Raw genomic sequence first — 15,744 nt, forward strand, 5'->3', positions numbered from 1 at the left:
CTGCCGGTCGGGGTGGCGCCGATGGCGAACAGGCCGGCCAGCAGGTCGAGCCGGTCGGCCAGGGCGAGCAGCGCACCGGGCACGCTGGCCGGCAGCGCGCCGCCGGCGGTCCGCGGCTGCTCCATCTCCGCAAGCGCTTGCGCCACCTCGGCGGTCTCGCCGGCCCGCAGCGCGTACTCGCGGGCCATGGTGCCGGCCAGGCTGGACAGCTCGATCACCATCTGCGTCGCCAGGTCGAACTTGGCCAGCTCGCCGGCACGGTCCAGCGTGGTGCGCTCGGCGGCGTCGAGGCCGACGATGTCGGCCAGGTCGGCGGCCACGCCGGCAATGCGCTGGGCGCGGTCGGCGACCGAGCCCAGCCGCTCCTCGAACGTCAGCTTGGCCAGCCCCGTCTTGTGCTGCTCGGGCGACTTCTTCTGGTCGGCCCGCCAGAAGAACGCGGCGTCCTCGTACCGGGCCCGCAGCACGGACTCGTAGCCGGCGCGCACCAGGTCGACGTCGCACGAACCGTTGGCGACGGCGACGAAGTTCGGCAGCAGCCGGCCGTCCGCGCCGCGGACCGGCAGGTAGCGCTGGTGCTTGCGCATCACCGTGGTCAGGATCTGGTTCGGCAGTTCGAGGTAGTCGGCGGCGAACGAGCCGAGGATCGGGTTGGGCTGCTCGACGAGGTTGGTGACCTCGTCGACCAGGGCGGCCTCGCCCTCGAAGTCCACGGTGCCGCCGACCTCGGCGGCCAGCTCCGTGGTGCGGGCGATGATCTGCTCACGGCGGACCGCGCCGTCGAGCACGATGTCGTGGCCGTCGAGGAAGTCGACGTAACCGTCGGCCGAGGCGACCTCGACCTCGGGCTCCTGCGCGGTCCGGTGCACGCGCGTGAAGCGGCTGCTGGACAGCGAGGACACGGCCACCGGGACGACCGTCTCGCCGAGCAGCGCGACCAGCCAGCGCACCGGCCGCGTGAACGACAGGCCGACGTCACGCCACCGCATGTTCTTGTCGGCCCGCAGTTCGGCGACGATCTGGCCGAGAAGCTCGCTGAGCACCTCGACGGCGCCGCGGCCGATGTCGGTCTTCACGACGCCCACGTGCTCGACGCCGTCCACGTCGATGCGGAGCAGCTCCTCGGGCGCGATGCCCTGGCCGCGGGCGAAGCCCTGGGCGGCCTTGGTCGGGTTGCCGTCGGCGTCGAACGCCGCCGTCGCGCGGGGACCACGCACAGTGCGCTCGGCATCGGGCTCACGCGGCTGCACGTCGTCGACCAGCAGCACGAGGCGTCGCGGCGTCGCGTGCACGGTGATGTCACCGTGGCCGAGACGAGTGCCGGCGAGCTTGGTGGTCAGCGCCTCGCGGACGGCTTCGGCGCTGCGCACGACCTCGACGTGCGGCAGCTCCTCGACGCCGATCTCGAACAGCAGCGTCGACGGGGCGTCGACGGTCGGCAGTTCGGCGGGCAGCTGCGCGGCGGCCGGCGGCTCGACGACGCCGAGCGGGTGACCCATCTCCTCGCGGCGCTCGGCCCACAACTGGGCGGCCTGCCTGGTCAGGGTGCGCATCTGGCCGAAGGCCTTGGCGCGCTCCGTGGTGCTGATCGCGCCGCGGGCGTCCAGCACGTTGAACGCGTGGCTGCACTTGAGCACGTACACGTACGCCGGCACCGGCAGCCGCTCGGCGATCATGCGCCGGGCCTCGGTGGCGTACTCGTCGAACAGCCGGTGGTTGACCTCGATGTCGGCGTCGTCCAGGTAGTAGCGGCTCATCTCGTACTCGGACTGGCCGAACACCTCGCCATAGGAGATGTCGGGCGCGTACGCGATGTCCTTGAAGTGGCCGACGCCCTGCAGCGCCATCAGGATGCGCTCGATGCCGTAGGTGATCTCCACCGACACCGGGTCCAGCGTCAGGCCGCCGGCCTGCTGGAAGTAGGTGAACTGGGTGATCTCCAGGCCGTCCAGCCAGACCTCCCAGCCCAGGCCCCACGCGCCCAGCGCCGGCGACGCCCAGTTGTCCTCGACGAACCGGATGTCGTGGGCGTCGATGTCGATGCCGAGCGCCTCGAGGCTGCCCAGGTACATCTCCTGCGGGTTGCCCGGATCAGGCTTGAGGATCACCTGGAACTGGGTGTGCATCTGCAGCCGGTTCGGGTTCTCGCCGTAGCGGGCGTCGTCGGGCCGCACGCTGGGCTCGACGTAGCCGACGTGCCACGGCTCGGGACCGAGCACCCGCAGCGCTGTGGCAGGGTTGGCGGTACCGGCCCCGACCTCGGTGTTGAACGGCTGCACGACCATGCAGCCCCGGTCGGTCCAGTACTTCTGCAACGCGAGCAACGCGTCCTGCATCGTCAACACGGGTGAACCCTCTTGCCATCGATCGCGGGCAACTTGAGCTGGCCGAACACGCACCAGAGACCCTCGATCCTAGGCGGTGACGGCATGCGGCCCCGTCCCGGGTGTTCGGGGAAAACCGTCGCCGGGCCGGCGCAGGATCCGTAGCGTGATCCGGTCGTGGGTGAAAACACTATGAAGTTGCGAGCACTGGGGGTGGCGTTGGCCCTGGCCGCGCCGCTCGTGACGATCGTGCAGCCGGCGATCGGGGCGACCGCTCCGGTCAACCGGGCCACCGCGTTCGTGAACGTCGTCGCGCACGAGGACGACGACATCTTGTTCATGAACCCCGACGTGGCCGGCGGCATCCGAGCCGGCGTGCCGACCGCGACGGTCTTCCTGACGGCCGGCGAGAACGCCTTCGCTGGCGACCCGGCCAACGATCCCGACGACCCGTACTGCCCGAAGCCGCCCAACGATGGCGGCAACCACCTGGGCGACCTCAGCCGTGAGCGGTACGCGCAATGCCGTCAGCAGGGCGTCCGAGCCGCATACGCGCAGATGGCCGGCGTGGCCGACGTCTGGGACGGCGCTCTGGTGGATGTCACCGGTGGCGACTTCGGCGAGCTGTACACGCTGCGCGCGAAGCCGTCGGTCAAGCTCGTGTTCCTCGACCTGCCCGAGGACGGCGACGCCCAGATCGGAGGCTCGCTGTACCACCTGTATTTCGGCGACGTGCCGAACTTCAGCACCGACACGCTCGTGCCGACGGACGGCGTGGTGCAGCGCAGCTACAGCTACAACCGGGCCGACACGGTCAACGCGCTCGTGGCCCTCTACCAGTTGTTCCGCGCCGACCGCGGTTTCGGGGTGCAGGACACCACTCCCGGAATGCCCGGGAAACAAGATCGGCCGCGTGGGATCTTTCAACGGACCACCACCGACCACGTGATGGCCGGCTCGGGTTTGCGACCGAAGGCGCTGGGCAGGTACACCCGGAGGACCGCGTACGACCGGATCTCGCTGGAAGGAGTTCCGCGACTACAACATCGGCGGCGCGCCGGTGAACCTCACGCCCGGGGCTCGTGCGGCCAAGAACGCCACGTTCCAGGCGTACAAGCCGTTTCGACTTCGGCGACGTGGGAGATCGACTCCCCCGGACTACCACGGACTGGAGCCAGCGAATGTACTACCGCTGGCCGACCGGACCAGCTGGGTCGGCACGACCAGACGACGCTGAGGCGTTCGCCGTGCGCGCGCAACCTGCTCGTCTGTCGCAGGCGTCGACGGGGGCCTGAAGCGGCCGGTCGACTGCCGGCCGATGATCGCTGAGCCGGCGTGCGTCGCGGACGAGAGACGCGACGTTTTCGCCCGCCGAGCGGACTCCGGCGAACTTGTGGAGTTGACACAGACTTCTCCCAACGGCGCGTGGTCGACGCGGTGGTCGTCGCTGGGCAATCCGAACGCCGGCGACCCGGACGCCCAACTTCAGGTCGGCATGCCCGTCGCCGCGAAGAACGGGGACGGCAGAGTCGAGATTTTCGTGCGCAATGGTGGAGGTGGTGTGAGCACCTCGTTCGAGCAGGCCGATGGCGTCTTCAGCGATTGGGTGGATCTCGGCGGCAGCGGCATTCAGGAGGACCCGGCCGCCGTGACGACCGACAGCGGCCGGATCGAGGTGTTCGCGAGCACGAAGACCAGCATTCTGCACTGGTTCCAGCCGTCGCCGAACAGCTCGTTCACGGCGGACTCGTCGTTCCCGTCCGGCCCGCCGGCCAGCGCGCCCACGCCCGCGATCGACCAGGACGGCCGGCTGGAGGTCTTCTACCGGCAGGCCGGCAGTGCGTCGGTCGAGGCGTCTGTGCAGGCCTCGCCGGATGGCGATTGGAAGCCATCTCCGGTGGTGCTCGGCGGGCAAGCCGGCGTCGGGCAGCCCGCGCTCGTCACGGCGCCGGCCGGTGCGGACGCGCGGGTGATGGTGTTCACCCGGAACGGGGGCGGCGGCGTGAGCTCTGCGCGGCAGACCTCGGCCAACGGCGGGTTCGGTGGTTGGTCGGATCTCGGCGGGCTGTTCGTCGGGCTGCCGACGGCGGCCGTCGACCACGCCGGTTTTGTGGTGCTGCTGGCCATGAGTGCGGGCGGTCAACTGGCCGTGGACAAGCAGACAGCCGCCGGCGGGGACGCCCCGTTCGGCGGCTGGCAGCTGGTCGGGAGTTAACGCAGGCCGGCGAGCACGTCCCGGACGGCCTGGAGGCTGGCCCGCCACACTCCGGTGGCCAGGCTGATCCGGGCGACCCCCAGGGCGCCCAGCTCACTCGCCGTCGGGCCCGTCGGCTTGAACATGATGTTGACCGGGGCGTCGACCTGCCGGACGAACTCGGCGATGAGCTCCGGGTCGGACAGCACGATCGGGTAGACGCAGTCGGCGCCGGCGTCGAGGTAGCGCTTGGCCCGCTCGACGGCCTCGGCGAAGACGTCAGCGTGCATGGCCGCGTCGCCAGTTCGGATGAAGACGTCCACCCGGGCGTTGATGACCACCGGCACACCGGCAGCGTCGGCCGCCTTGCGGATGTTCGCGAGGCGCTCGGCCTGCCAGGCGGGTTGACGGAGACCGTCGGCGGCGGTGTGGTCCGTGTCCTCCAGATTGATGCCGACCGCACCGGCTTCGAGCAGCGCGGCCACCAACTGCTCGGCGTCGAGGCCATAACCGGCCTCGACGTCGGCGGTCACCGGGAGGTCGACAGCCTTGGCGACACGGCCGACGGCCGCGAACACCTCGTCGGCCGGCGCCTTCTCGCCGTCGGGGAAGCCGAGGCTCTCGGCCACAGCGTGGCTCGACGTGGCCACGACCGGGAAGCCAGCCTCGGCGACCAGGCCCGCAGTCGCCGCGTCCCAGACGTTGGGCAGCACCAGCGGGTTGCCCCGCTGATGCAGTGCGCGCAGCGTCTCGGCGTGCGCGGCCAGCTTGCTCACTCGGCGCCGCCGAGAGCCGGCGGCTGGTTCCGGCTGATCACGCTGATCCGGTTCCACGCGTTGATGGTGGCGATCATGGCGATGATCTGGGCCAGCTCGGCCTGGCTGAACTGCTTCTCGGCCTCGGCCCACGTCTCGTCGCTGACGCCGCCCTCGGCCAGCAGCGTGCCCTCCTCGGTCAGCGCGAGCGCCGCCCGCTCGCGGGCCGTGTAGAAGGACAGCTCCCGCCACGCCGGCAGCGCGTAGATGCGGCGCTCGTTCTCGCCGTGCTTGCGGGCGTCGGTGGCGTGCATGTCGATGCAGAAGCCGCAGCCGTTGATCTGGGAGGCGCGGATCTTGATCAGCTCGGCCAGGACGGGGTCGATGCCGTCGTGGGAGGCCTTGCTCACCAGCAGCATCGCGCGATAGGCGGCCGAGGCCTCCTTGGCGACGTCGATCCGGGGCAGATGCGTCACGTACTCGTCAGAACTCACGGTCACGACGCTAGCCCGGAACTGGTCCACTCGTATGATCCAGCTTGATGCCGAAATCATGGACCAGCGGCGGCTTCGAGCTGCACCTCGACCTGGAGCCGGGGGTCGGTCGCCGGGCGGCGCTGGAGCGGTCGCTGCGCGAGGCTATCCGATCCGGGCGGCTGGCGGCAGGCACCCAGCTGCCCTCTTCCCGCGCGTTGGCGGCAGACCTCGGGCTCTCCCGTGGGACGGTCGTGCAGGCCTACGAACAGCTGCTCGCCGAGGGATATCTGACGAGCCGGTCTAGGACGCACACCGAGGTCGCGGCCGTGCCGGGTGCTCGAACTCGCACGCAATCGAGAAGTACGTCGAACTTCTCGGTTCGGTACGACCTGGCGCCGGGCAACCCGGATGTCAGCCAGTTCCCGCGGTCGACATGGGCGTCGGCGTTGCGGCACGCCGTCACGGTCGCCGCCGACGATGACCTGCGCTACGGCGATCCCCGCGGACACCCCGAGCTGCGTCGCGCGCTGGCCGACTACCTGGGCCGCGTCCGTGGCGTGCGCACAAGTTCACAGGCAATTGTCGTGTGTACTGGGTTCACAAACGGCCTGCGGCTCATCTCCGCCGCACTGCGTGAACGCGGCGGTCGGACGATGGCCGTCGAGGACTTCGGCCTGTCGTTCCATGCCGAGGCGATCGAACACGCCGGACTGCGGACGGAGACCGTCCGGCTCGACGACGACGGTCTCGTTGTCGACGAACTTCCCCAGGCTGACGGAGTTCTGGTCACCGCCTCACATCAGTTGCCGTGGGGCACGCGGCTGCACCCGGCCCGGCGAGGCGCGCTGGTCGACTGGGCGCGGGACAACAACGCCGTTGTCATCGAAGACGACTATGACGGCGAGTTCCGCTACGACCGCCAGCCGATCGGGGCGATCCAGGGCCTGGCCCCCGAGCACGTCATCTACGCCGGCACGGCGAGCAAGTCGCTGGCGCCGGCGATGCGGATGGCGTGGCTCGCGGTCCCCGAGCACCTCATCGAGCCGATCGTCCGGATCCGTCTGTTGTCGGAACGGCAGTGTCCGACCTTCGAGCAGTTGGCCCTCGCCCACCTCGTCGACAGCGGAGGGCTCGACCGTCACCTTCGCCGAATGCGCACGTATTACCGGAAGCGGCGCGACTACCTGCTCAGCGCACTCGCGACGACCGTGCCCCAGGTCCGGCCGTTCGGCATCGCCGCCGGCCTGCACATCACATTGCTGCTTCCCGACGGAATCGAGGAGAACGACGTCCAGGCGGTTCTCACCGACCACGGCGTCGGCGCCCATCTGCTGTCCGCCTACGCACGCCGCCGCTCGGCGCCACCCGGGCTGGTCATCGGCTACGCCACTCCCCCGGGCCATGCCTATCCCGCCGCTGTGCAGGCCTTGGTCACCGCGCTGAGCAAACTGGTCTAAGCGGTGCGCTGGCGCGGCAACGCCGTGGTCAGCGCATGCCGGAACTCTTCGACGATGTCGCCGAACACGTGCTCGACGTCGGCATTGATGGACAGGCCACCATCGGTGTCGACCTGGAGATCACGTTCCAGCAGGAAGTAGCTCTGGATCACGTGGCGCGGGGCGAGGGACTGGACGACGGGGCGCAGTCCGTAGTCGAGGGCCAGCACGTGGGCCAGGCTGCCGCCGGTCGCCAGCGGCAACACCGTCTTCCCCGACAGCCCGAACTGCGGCAGCAGGTCGAGAAACACCTTCAGCAGTCCGGAGTAGGCAGCCTTATATGTAGGTGTGGCCAGCACGACTCCGTCGGCATCGGCCAGGCATTCCGCGGCACGCGCGATGTCCGGGTCCGACGTGTCGGCCGCCAGCAGCGGACCCGGTGGCAGGTCACGCAGCCTCAGGTGTTCGGTGACCAGCCCCGCCCCGGCGAGCCGGTCCGCGACGTACTCGGCGACTCGGGCGGTCTTGGAGTTCCGCGACGGACTGCCGGAGATGACAACAACAGCGGGCATGACGACTCCTGGGCTGTTGGTGGGTGAAAACGACTACGTCGGCGGCCGACCACTCATCCGACGAAATGCTCCTCGACCGGCGAACTTCCCCTTCTCCGACGGCAGGCCGGTAGACCGTCGATGTTCCCTTCCGCCGACGAACTTCCGGTCGACCGGCGAAGTTCCTCTTCGCCGGTCGAAGCACTGCTCGGCGAACGAAGTACCGCTCGGCCGACCAACATCCCGCCGGCCGACGAGCATGCGCCTGCCCGACGCAGCATCCGCCTGCCCGACGAACGTCCGGTTGGACGAGGAGCACCCGACCGATCGCCGAACTGCTGGCTGACCGACGAATGACCGATCGGTCGACGAACTTCTCGCCCATCGACGAACTTCCGATTCGTCGACGAACTTCTGCTCTTCAACGAACTTCCGGATCGTCGGCCAACTGCAGTCCGCCCGACGAACGTCGGGTTAGCCGACGAACCTCCGGATGGTCGACGAACTGCCGGTGGACCGACGAAAAGCACAAGTGCGCCGACAACGCCGGGCAGGAATGTGCAGGTCCGGGGCGTAGAGGTCAGCCGGGACACAGCGCGCTGCAGACGTGACAGTTGTCAACGTGCGCCCTCGTGCGGAGGTCGTCTGACTGTGCCACGCCTCCGACGCTAGGTCAGGCGCCGCACACCGACAAGGTCGTCCCACGGGGTGAAAACCGGCTGTTCAGTCGATCGGCAGCAACTTCGTCGACGGACGGACCGATGGCCCGAGACGGCGCATCGCCTGTGGCACGTAGCCATGGGGAGACCGCCAGCGGATGGGCGCGGGGACCAAGAACGCGGCCGACCGGACGGCACGGAGCATCGCGGTGCTCGCGGCCGGCGCATAGGCGCTGTGCCCGTGCAGCCGGATCGCCCAGCGCGGCAGCAGCGAGTAGGCGAGGTGGGCGACCGTCGGCTCGTAGATCGGCAGGCCGAAGCCGAGCACCCCGGGCAGCGGCGGCTTGTGCAGGAACTCGTAGACGACCTCCGAGTCCTCGCCCCGCCGTAGTTCACCACGCATGTCACGCAGGTAAGTGGACATCTGCGCGGTAGAGCCGGGCACTTCATCCGGGTCGAGGCCCACAAGAGCGGCGGAACGGCGCTGCTCGTCGAAATACCGGTCGGCCTGCTCCCTGGTCAGCCGAAAACCGGCGCGGCGGACGATCGACAGGAACATCGCGACCTCAGCGCAGTGCACCCACAGCAGCAGGTCGGGGCGGTCGATGCGGAACGTCCGGCCGGTGTCCGGGTCCTTGCCACGCAGGCTGCGGTGCACGGCTCTGACCTTGGCGGCGCCGGCGTGCACCTCGTCGAGCGGCGCGTATGTGCTCATCGAGACGAACTTGGCGGTGCGCATGAGCCGGCCGAGCGGATCCTCGCGAAAGTTCGAGTTCTGCACCACGCCCGCGGCCGCGAGGGGGTGCAACGACTGGAGGTACAGGCTGGTGATGCCGGCCAGCCACATCGCGGGGTCGGCATGCAGTTGCCAGGTGACCGAGTTCGGACCGACCAAACCCGGGTCGGCCCCGTTCGACGGCACAGCGCTCACCTGTGCGAAGTTACGCCGTCGAAGGGGCCGACCCGAACCCCCAGATCAGTGACCGAACGTGAACGTGTTCATGGCGACGAACGGCGCGGGTTGGCCGCTGCTGAACGTCAGGTACACGTCATGCACGCCGGTGGTGCCGGCGATGTTCGCCGGGATGGACCGCCAACTGGTCCATCCTCCGGTGTTGCCGACGGCGAAGCTGCCGATCGGGGCGTTGGTGACGCTGTCCAGCCGCACTTCGACGAGCCCGCTGACGCCGCTGGCCGCACCCGATGCCGCCGAGGCGACGAACTGGGTCGCTGGGCTGGAGCCCAAATCGATGCCGGAGTACTTCGCCCAGGCGCCGTTGGCGAGCTGGCCTACGTTGATGCCGCTGCTGGCCGCACTGTACTTCGTCGCGGGGATGGCCGTGTAGGCGTTGCCGACAGAGCCGCCGGGATTGGACGTCGTGGTGCCGCCGCCACCGCCCTTTGTGGACACGGAGACGTAGTCGACGAGCATCGGCTGGCCGGAAACCGTTGCGGCGGTGGGGCCGCCGCCGAACGCGGCCGGGAAGGCGCCGCCGATCGCCACGTTGAGGATCACGAAGAAGCCGTGCTGGGTGGCGTTGTTCCAGGTGGTCGCGTCGACCTGGTTGGCGTTGACGGTGAAGAAGTTGTTGCCGTCCAGGTAGTAGCGCAGCTGCTGCGGGTTGGCGCCGTAGTCGAGCTCGACGGCATAGGTGTGGAAGCCGGTCTGGCAGCCGCCGCAGGCCCTTTCGCCGGAGCCGAGGCCGGTGGTCTCGTTGCACGGCCCGCCGGAACCGGTGCCACAGTGCAGGGTCGCGAATTCCGAGCTCCGGCCGTTGATGTCCTCCATGATGTCCAGCTCGCCGATGCTGGGCCAGTTCGTCGCCGCGGCCGGCCGGGCCGGGGCGCCCAGGGCCCAGAACGCCGGCCAGTAGCCGAGACCGTTGGCGGTGTTGACGTTCGGCTGCTGAACAGACGCCTCGATGCGCAGCACGCCGCCGGCCGGCGGCTGGAAGTCGGTGCGCTGCGTCTCGATGCGGCCGGACGTCCAGTTGCCCGAACCATCCATGACGGGCTTGATGGCGAGGTGGCCGCTGCCGTCGAGGTAGACATTGGCCGTGCTGTTGGTCATCGACTCGACCTCGCCGGTGCCCCAGTTGCCGGCTCCGCCGGGGTAACCGTGGCCGAGGTCGTAGAGCCAGTTCGAGCCGTTGACCGGGGAACCGGCGGAGCCGGTGAAGTCGTCGCTCCAGACGGTGGTGAAACCGGCGGGCGGCGCGGGCGCCGCCGAGGCGGACTCAGTGGACAGTGCGACCGCCACCACGCCGGGTATCAACACGGCGAGGGCGCTTGCGGCGGCGAGCAATCGTCGGCGTGAACGCATGACTGTCGGTGACCTCCTTGTCACGGCAGGGATCACCGGCCGGCCGAGGCAGGAGGCCCGCGCGGTGATATCTCTATGAGAGCGCTCCCATCCGCACAAGTCAAGGATGTGAACAACATCGAGTGACGGAAGGTCAACCGAGAAAGCCCCTGAGCAGCGACGCGGTGCCGTCGAGGTGCTCGGCCATGGCTCTGCGGGCGGCCGATGAGTCGCCGGAGAGAATGGCGTCGACGAGAATCGCGTGCTGGCGGTTGGAGTGCTCAATATTCTTGGGCAGCAACGGGATTCCGTCGAGCAGCTCGTTCAGGCACATCCGGACGTCGGCGACCGCGGCCGTCAGCGATGGTGATCCGCTGAGCTCGGCGATCGCCAGGTGCAGCCGGGAATCCTTGCGCCGGTACTCATCGAGCGCGGCACGATCGCATTCGTCCAGTCGAGCTCGCAGGTGCGATCGGTCCTCGTCGGACAACTCTCGGGCGGCGGCGAACTCCGTCGCACCGGTCTCCAACACGAACCGCAGGGTCAGGGCGTCCTCGATGTCGTCCACACGGGACACCGAGGTCGGCATCGCGCGCGGAGACGCCGTGCAGACGAAGGTCCCGCCGTACCGGCCACGACGGGACTCCACAAAACCCGATTCCTGCAAGGCATGCAGCGCCTCGCGCAACGTCACCCGGCTCACGTTGAGCCGGGTCGCCAGGTCACGTTCGGCCGGCAGCCGCTCGCCCGGCGGAACGACGCCCAGCTTGATCGCCTGGAGCAGCCGTTCCACCGTCTCCTCGAACGCGTTGCCCGTCCTAACCGGACGGAACAACGCGTCGCCGACCGAGTCCATCGGTGTGGTCCGCCGACTATTCCGGCGTCACGTAGGCGCCGGAGATGCCGCCGTCCACCAGGAACTGGGATCCCGTCATGAACGACGAGTCGTCGCTGGCCAGGAAGGCGACCGCGGCGGCGATCTCCTCCGGCTCGGCGAACCGGCCCATCGGGATGTGCACGAGCCGCCGGGCGGCGCGCACCGGGTCCTTGGCGAACAGCTCCTTGAGCAGCGGCGTGTTCACCGGCCCCGGGCACAGCGCGTTCACTCGAACGCCCTGCCGCGCGAACTGGACGCCCAGCTCACGCGTCATCGCCAGCACGCCGCCCTTCGAGGCGGTGTAGGAGATCTGCGAGGTGGCCGCGCCCATCACCGCGACGAACGACGCGGTGTTGATGATGGATCCCTTGCCCTGGGCCAACATGTGCGGCAGCGCGTACTTGCAGCACAGGTACACCGAGTTCAGGTTGACGTTCTGCACCCGTTGCCACGCCTCGAACTCCGTGGTCAGGATGGAGTCGTCGTCGGGCGGCGAGATGCCGGCGTTGTTGAAGGCGATGTCGAGCGAGCCGTAGGTGTCCACGGCCTGCTGGAACAGCGCCTCGACCTGGCCGGCGTCGGTGACGTCGACCAGGACGAACAGGCCGCCGACCTCCTCGGCCGCCTTGGCGCCGGAGTTCTCGTCCACGTCGGCGATGACGACCTTGGCGCCCTCGGACGCCAACCGGCGCGCCGAGGCGAGCCCGATTCCGCTGCCACCACCGGTGATCACCGCCACGCGGCCGGCGAGACGTTCTGCCACTTCTCACTCCTCAGTAGCGATGAACACGTTCTTGGTCTCGGTGAACGCGGCGACCGCGTCCGGGCCGAGCTCCCGGCCGAGGCCGGACTGCTTGTAGCCGCCGAACGGCGTCCAGTAGCGGACCGACGAGTGCGAGTTGACCGACAGGTTGCCGGCCTCCACCCCGCGGGCGACCCGCAGCGCGCGGCCGACGTCGCGGGTCCATATGGATCCGGACAGGCCGTACTCGGTGTCGTTGGCGATCCGCAGTGCGTCGGCTTCGTCGTCAAACGGCAGCACCACGACGACCGGACCGAAGATCTCCTCGACGACCGAGCGGTCCTTTTCGGACGAAGGCGTGAGAACCGTTGGCGGAAACCAGAATCCCGCGCCGTCCGGAGCGCTTCCACGGAAGGCGACCGGGGCGTCCTCGGGAACGTACGAGGCGACCTTGTCCCGATGCGTCGACGAGATGAGCGGACCCATCTCGGACTCGGCGCTACGCGGGTCGCCGACCTTGACGCCCTGCACCGCCGACTCCAGCAACGCCATGAAACGGTCGTACACGCTGCGCTGCACCAGAATTCGCGATCGGGCGCAGCAGTCCTGGCCCGCGTTGTCGAAGACGCCGTATGGCGCCGTCGCCGCGGCTCGTTCGATATCGGCGTCGGCAAACACGATGTTCGCGCTCTTGCCGCCGAGCTCCAGTGTCACCCGCTTCACCTGCTCGGCGCAGCCGGCCATGATCTGCTTGCCGACGATGGTCGACCCGGTGAAGACCACCTTACGCACGGCCGGATGCGTCACGAATCGCTGCCCGACAACGGATCCCTTGCCGGGCAGCACCTGGAAGACATCTTCCGGAATGCCTGCTTCGCGTCCGAGCTCGGCCAGCCTGATCGCGGTGAGCGGCGTCAGTTCGGCCGGCTTGAGGACGACAGTGTTGCCGGCGGCCAGCGCCGGCGCGAAACCCCAGGCGGCGATCGGCATCGGGAAGTTCCAGGGCACGATCACGCCGATCACGCCGAGCGGCTCGGCGAACGTGACGTCGATACCGCCGGCAACCGGGATCTGCCGGCCGAACAGGCGCTCCGGCGCGCCCGCGTAGTACTCGACGACATCGCGCGCGTTGCCGGCTTCCCACCGCGCGTTGCCGATGGTGTGGCCGGAGTTGGTGACCTCGATCTGCGCCAGGTTCTCCAGGTCGGCGTCGATCGCCGCGGCGAACCTGCGCAGCAGCCGGGCCCGGTCGCCGGGCGCGACGGCCTTCCACGCCGGCAACGCGGCCTGGGCGCGGGCGATCGCCGCGTCGGTCTGGTCGAGCGTGGCCAGCTCGACGGCGCCGACCAGCTCCTCGGTCGCCGGATTGATCACATCGAAGGTGGTCACTTCCCGTTCCCCGTTCTCGCCACCAAAGCCTTGAACAGCCGCACTTCCGCGTCCTGTTCGGGATGCCACTGCACGCCGAGCGCGAAATCGGCGCCCGCCAGCTCGACCGCCTCGACGATGCCGTCGGCCGATCGAGCGGTGATCGTCAGCCCGTCGCCGAGTCGGTCCACAGCCTGGTGATGCGAACACGAGACGCTCGCCGCGTCGCCGAGGATGTCGGCGACCGCGCTGCCCGGCGCCATTTCCACGTCGGTGCGTCCGAACTGGCCGACCACCGGGCGGTGCGTCGACGTGCCGGTGACATCGGGCACGTGCTGGGTGAGCGTGCCGCCGAGCACGACGTTGAGCACCTGCATGCCTCGGCACACACCGATCAGCGGCAAGCCGGCGGCAAGGGCGCTCTCGACCAGAGCGAACTCCGTCTCGTCCCGATCCGGCCGCACGCCAATGGTTTCCGGATGCGCCGCTTCGCCGTAGCGGGCCGGGTCCACGTCCGCGCCGCCAGCGACCACCAAACCGTCTAGAAAGGACACATCAGCAAACCCCAGCGGCGGCAACAGGACCGGGTTGCCGCCGGCCGCCGCGACCGTGTCGACGTAGGTGCGCGGCAACAGCGCCGCGTCCACATCCCATGCGCCGTAACGAGCACGTTCGATATAGGTTGTGATGCCGATGACCGGTCGGCGGTCAAAGCCGTTCGAAGCCACGGAAACGCTCCCAGTCGGTGACGGCGGAGTCGAACGCGGCCAGCTCCACACGGGCCGCGTTGCAGTAGTGGTCGACGACGTCCTCGCCGAACGCGTCGCGGGCGATCGTGCTGGCCGCGAACAGATCCTTGGCCTCACGCAGCGACGACGGCACCGTCGGCTTGTCCGAGGCGTAGGCGTTGCCGGACAGCTCGGGCTCCAACGTCAGTCCGCTGTCGATGCCATGGAGACCGGCCGCGATCAGCGCGGCGACCGCGAGATACGGGTTCACGTCGCCGCCCGGCACGCGGTTTTCGATGCGCAGACCCGCCCCGTGACCGACCAGGCGCAACGCGCAGGTCCGGTTGTCACTACCCCAGGCGATGGCCGTCGGCGCGAAGCTTCCGGGCTGGAAACGCTTGTAGGAGTTGATGTTCGGCGCGTACAGCAGCGTCAGCTCGCGCAGGCAGGCCAGCTGGCCGGCGATGAACTGTTGCGCGGTCGTGGACATGCCGTGCAGTCCGTCACCGGCGAACGTGAGATCGCCGTCCGTGCCGCGCAGGCTGATGTGGATGTGGCAGGAATTGCCCTCGCGCTCGTTGTACTTGGCCATGAACGTGAGGCTGCGGCCCTCCTGGGCGGTGATCTCCTTGGCGCCGGTCTTGTAGATCGCATGGTTGTCGCAGGTCGTCAGCGCCTCGTCGTACCGGAAGACGATCTCGTGCTGACCGAAGTTGCACTCCCCCTTGGCCGACTCGACCATCAGGCCGGCTCCGCTCATCTCGTTGCGGATGCGACGCAGAAGCGGCTCGATACGGGAGGTTCCGAGCAACGAGTAGTCCACATTGTACTGATTGGCCGGCCGGAGATCCCGGTAGCCGAGGTCGTGCGCCTGCTCGTAGCTGTCGTCGAAGACGATGAACTCCAGCTCCGTGCCGACAAACGCGGCGAGGCCGCGCTCGGCGAGCCGGTCGAGCTGGCGGCGCAGCACCTGGCGCGGCGAGACCGTGACCGGGCTGCGGTCTTCCCACTCCACGTCGCACATCACCAGCGCCGTGCCCGGCAGCCATGGCGTGAGCCGTAACGTGCTCAGGTCCGGGCGCATCACGAAGTCGCCGTAGCCGCGCTCCCACGAGGACATCCGGTAGCCGCCGACGGTGTTCATCTCGACGTCGACCGCGAGCAGGTAGTTGCAGCCCTCGGTGGCGTGGTCGAGCACCACGTCCAGGAAGTAGCGGGCCGAGCAGCGTTTGCCCTGAAGGCGGCCCTGCATGTCCACGATGGCCACCAGGACGGTGTCGACCTCCCCGGTCTCCACCAACTCGCGCAGTGCGTCGACGGTGATCACGGGGA

The 15,744-nt window shown here is 69.1% G+C and carries 14 protein-coding genes; 3 read left to right on the top strand and 11 right to left on the bottom strand.

Annotated features, from left to right (window positions below):
• A partial coding sequence (locus KUTG_RS17495; protein WP_063753534.1) for a glycine--tRNA ligase occupies nucleotides 1-2,336 on the bottom strand: 2,336 nt, incomplete at its 3' end.
• Nucleotides 2,337-2,516: 180 nt separating this feature from the next.
• Between KUTG_RS17495 and KUTG_RS17500 the strand changes: the two genes are divergently transcribed.
• Complete coding sequence (locus KUTG_RS17500) at nucleotides 2,517-3,653, top strand: PIG-L family deacetylase (RefSeq protein ID WP_084579434.1); 1,137 nt, start codon at nucleotides 2,517-2,519, stop codon at nucleotides 3,651-3,653.
• A gap of 70 nt (nucleotides 3,654-3,723) precedes the next feature.
• Entirely contained in the window at nucleotides 3,724-4,539 is an 816-nt protein-coding gene (locus KUTG_RS17505; protein WP_157494594.1) for a PLL family lectin, read from the top strand.
• Here KUTG_RS17505 and KUTG_RS17510 read toward each other — a convergent pair.
• Nucleotides 4,536-5,294, bottom strand: a complete 759-nt coding sequence (locus KUTG_RS17510; protein ID WP_052394790.1) for an isocitrate lyase/PEP mutase family protein — start codon at nucleotides 5,292-5,294, stop codon at nucleotides 4,536-4,538. The two genes, KUTG_RS17505 and KUTG_RS17510, sit on opposite strands and share 4 nt — an antisense overlap.
• Nucleotides 5,291-5,767, bottom strand: coding sequence for a carboxymuconolactone decarboxylase family protein (locus tag KUTG_RS17515; RefSeq protein ID WP_232240839.1), 477 nt, complete (start codon nucleotides 5,765-5,767; stop codon nucleotides 5,291-5,293). The genes KUTG_RS17510 and KUTG_RS17515 overlap by 4 nt, the downstream gene beginning before the upstream one ends.
• Before the next feature lie 47 nt (nucleotides 5,768-5,814).
• Here KUTG_RS17515 and KUTG_RS17520 point away from each other — a divergent pair, with 47 nt between their 5' ends.
• Nucleotides 5,815-7,206: a MocR-like pyridoxine biosynthesis transcription factor PdxR gene (locus KUTG_RS17520; protein ID WP_043718180.1), complete on the top strand. Its 1,392-nt coding sequence runs from the start codon at nucleotides 5,815-5,817 to the stop codon at nucleotides 7,204-7,206.
• Here the strand turns inward: KUTG_RS17520 and ssuE are convergent.
• The 8 genes from ssuE to KUTG_RS17560 all read right to left on the bottom strand — a co-directional run bounded on the left by ssuE (nucleotide 7,203) and on the right by KUTG_RS17560 (nucleotide 15,739).
• The gene (ssuE, locus tag KUTG_RS17525) at nucleotides 7,203-7,757 is read right to left on the bottom strand and encodes an NADPH-dependent FMN reductase (protein ID WP_043718181.1); all 555 of its coding nucleotides are present in this window, start codon (nucleotides 7,755-7,757) and stop codon (nucleotides 7,203-7,205) included. The genes KUTG_RS17520 and ssuE overlap by 4 nt on opposite strands.
• Before the next feature lie 702 nt (nucleotides 7,758-8,459).
• Complete coding sequence (locus KUTG_RS17530; protein ID WP_232240840.1) at nucleotides 8,460-9,326, bottom strand: oxygenase MpaB family protein; 867 nt, start codon at nucleotides 9,324-9,326, stop codon at nucleotides 8,460-8,462.
• Between the two features lie 45 nt (nucleotides 9,327-9,371).
• On the bottom strand, nucleotides 9,372-10,718 hold the full coding sequence (locus tag KUTG_RS17535) for a carbohydrate-binding protein (RefSeq protein WP_043718185.1): 1,347 nt from the start codon (nucleotides 10,716-10,718) through the stop codon (nucleotides 9,372-9,374).
• Nucleotides 10,719-10,851: 133 nt separating this feature from the next.
• Nucleotides 10,852-11,553 carry a FadR/GntR family transcriptional regulator gene (locus KUTG_RS17540; protein ID WP_043718187.1) on the bottom strand — a complete coding sequence of 234 codons (702 nt, stop codon included), beginning with the start codon at nucleotides 11,551-11,553 and terminating at the stop codon, nucleotides 10,852-10,854.
• A gap of 16 nt (nucleotides 11,554-11,569) precedes the next feature.
• Nucleotides 11,570-12,337, bottom strand: coding sequence for a 3-oxoacyl-ACP reductase (locus KUTG_RS17545; RefSeq protein ID WP_043718189.1), 768 nt, complete (start codon nucleotides 12,335-12,337; stop codon nucleotides 11,570-11,572).
• Between the two features lie 3 nt (nucleotides 12,338-12,340).
• Nucleotides 12,341-13,705 (bottom strand): aldehyde dehydrogenase family protein, encoded by a 1,365-nt coding sequence (locus KUTG_RS17550; RefSeq protein WP_043718191.1) that lies wholly within the window; start codon nucleotides 13,703-13,705, stop codon nucleotides 12,341-12,343.
• A complete protein-coding gene (locus tag KUTG_RS17555) occupies nucleotides 13,702-14,412 on the bottom strand; it encodes a gamma-glutamyl-gamma-aminobutyrate hydrolase family protein (protein ID WP_043718193.1) in 711 nt (236 codons plus the stop codon). Before KUTG_RS17555 ends, KUTG_RS17550 begins: the two co-directional genes overlap by 4 nt.
• Nucleotides 14,393-15,739: a glutamine synthetase family protein gene (locus KUTG_RS17560; RefSeq protein WP_043718196.1), complete on the bottom strand. Its 1,347-nt coding sequence runs from the start codon at nucleotides 15,737-15,739 to the stop codon at nucleotides 14,393-14,395. Before KUTG_RS17560 ends, KUTG_RS17555 begins: the two co-directional genes overlap by 20 nt.
• Nucleotides 15,740-15,744 lie beyond the last annotated feature (5 nt).

The sequence above is a fragment of the Kutzneria sp. 744 genome (assembly GCF_000568255.1).
GTDB lineage: Bacteria > Actinomycetota > Actinomycetes > Mycobacteriales > Pseudonocardiaceae > Kutzneria.

Bases quoted from the DNA above. Each gene is read 5' to 3' on its own strand.
- KUTG_RS17500 (WP_084579434.1), top strand. From the start codon at position 2,517: ATGAAGTTGCGAGCACTGGGGGTGGCGTTGGCCCTGGCCGCGCCGCTC.
- KUTG_RS17520 (WP_043718180.1), top strand. From the start codon at position 5,815: ATGCCGAAATCATGGACCAGCGGCGGCTTCGAGCTGCACCTCGACCTG.
- ssuE (WP_043718181.1), bottom strand. From the start codon at position 7,757: ATGCCCGCTGTTGTTGTCATCTCCGGCAGTCCGTCGCGGAACTCCAAG.
- KUTG_RS17535 (WP_043718185.1), bottom strand. From the start codon at position 10,718: ATGCGTTCACGCCGACGATTGCTCGCCGCCGCAAGCGCCCTCGCCGTG.
- KUTG_RS17540 (WP_043718187.1), bottom strand. From the start codon at position 11,553: ATGGACTCGGTCGGCGACGCGTTGTTCCGTCCGGTTAGGACGGGCAAC.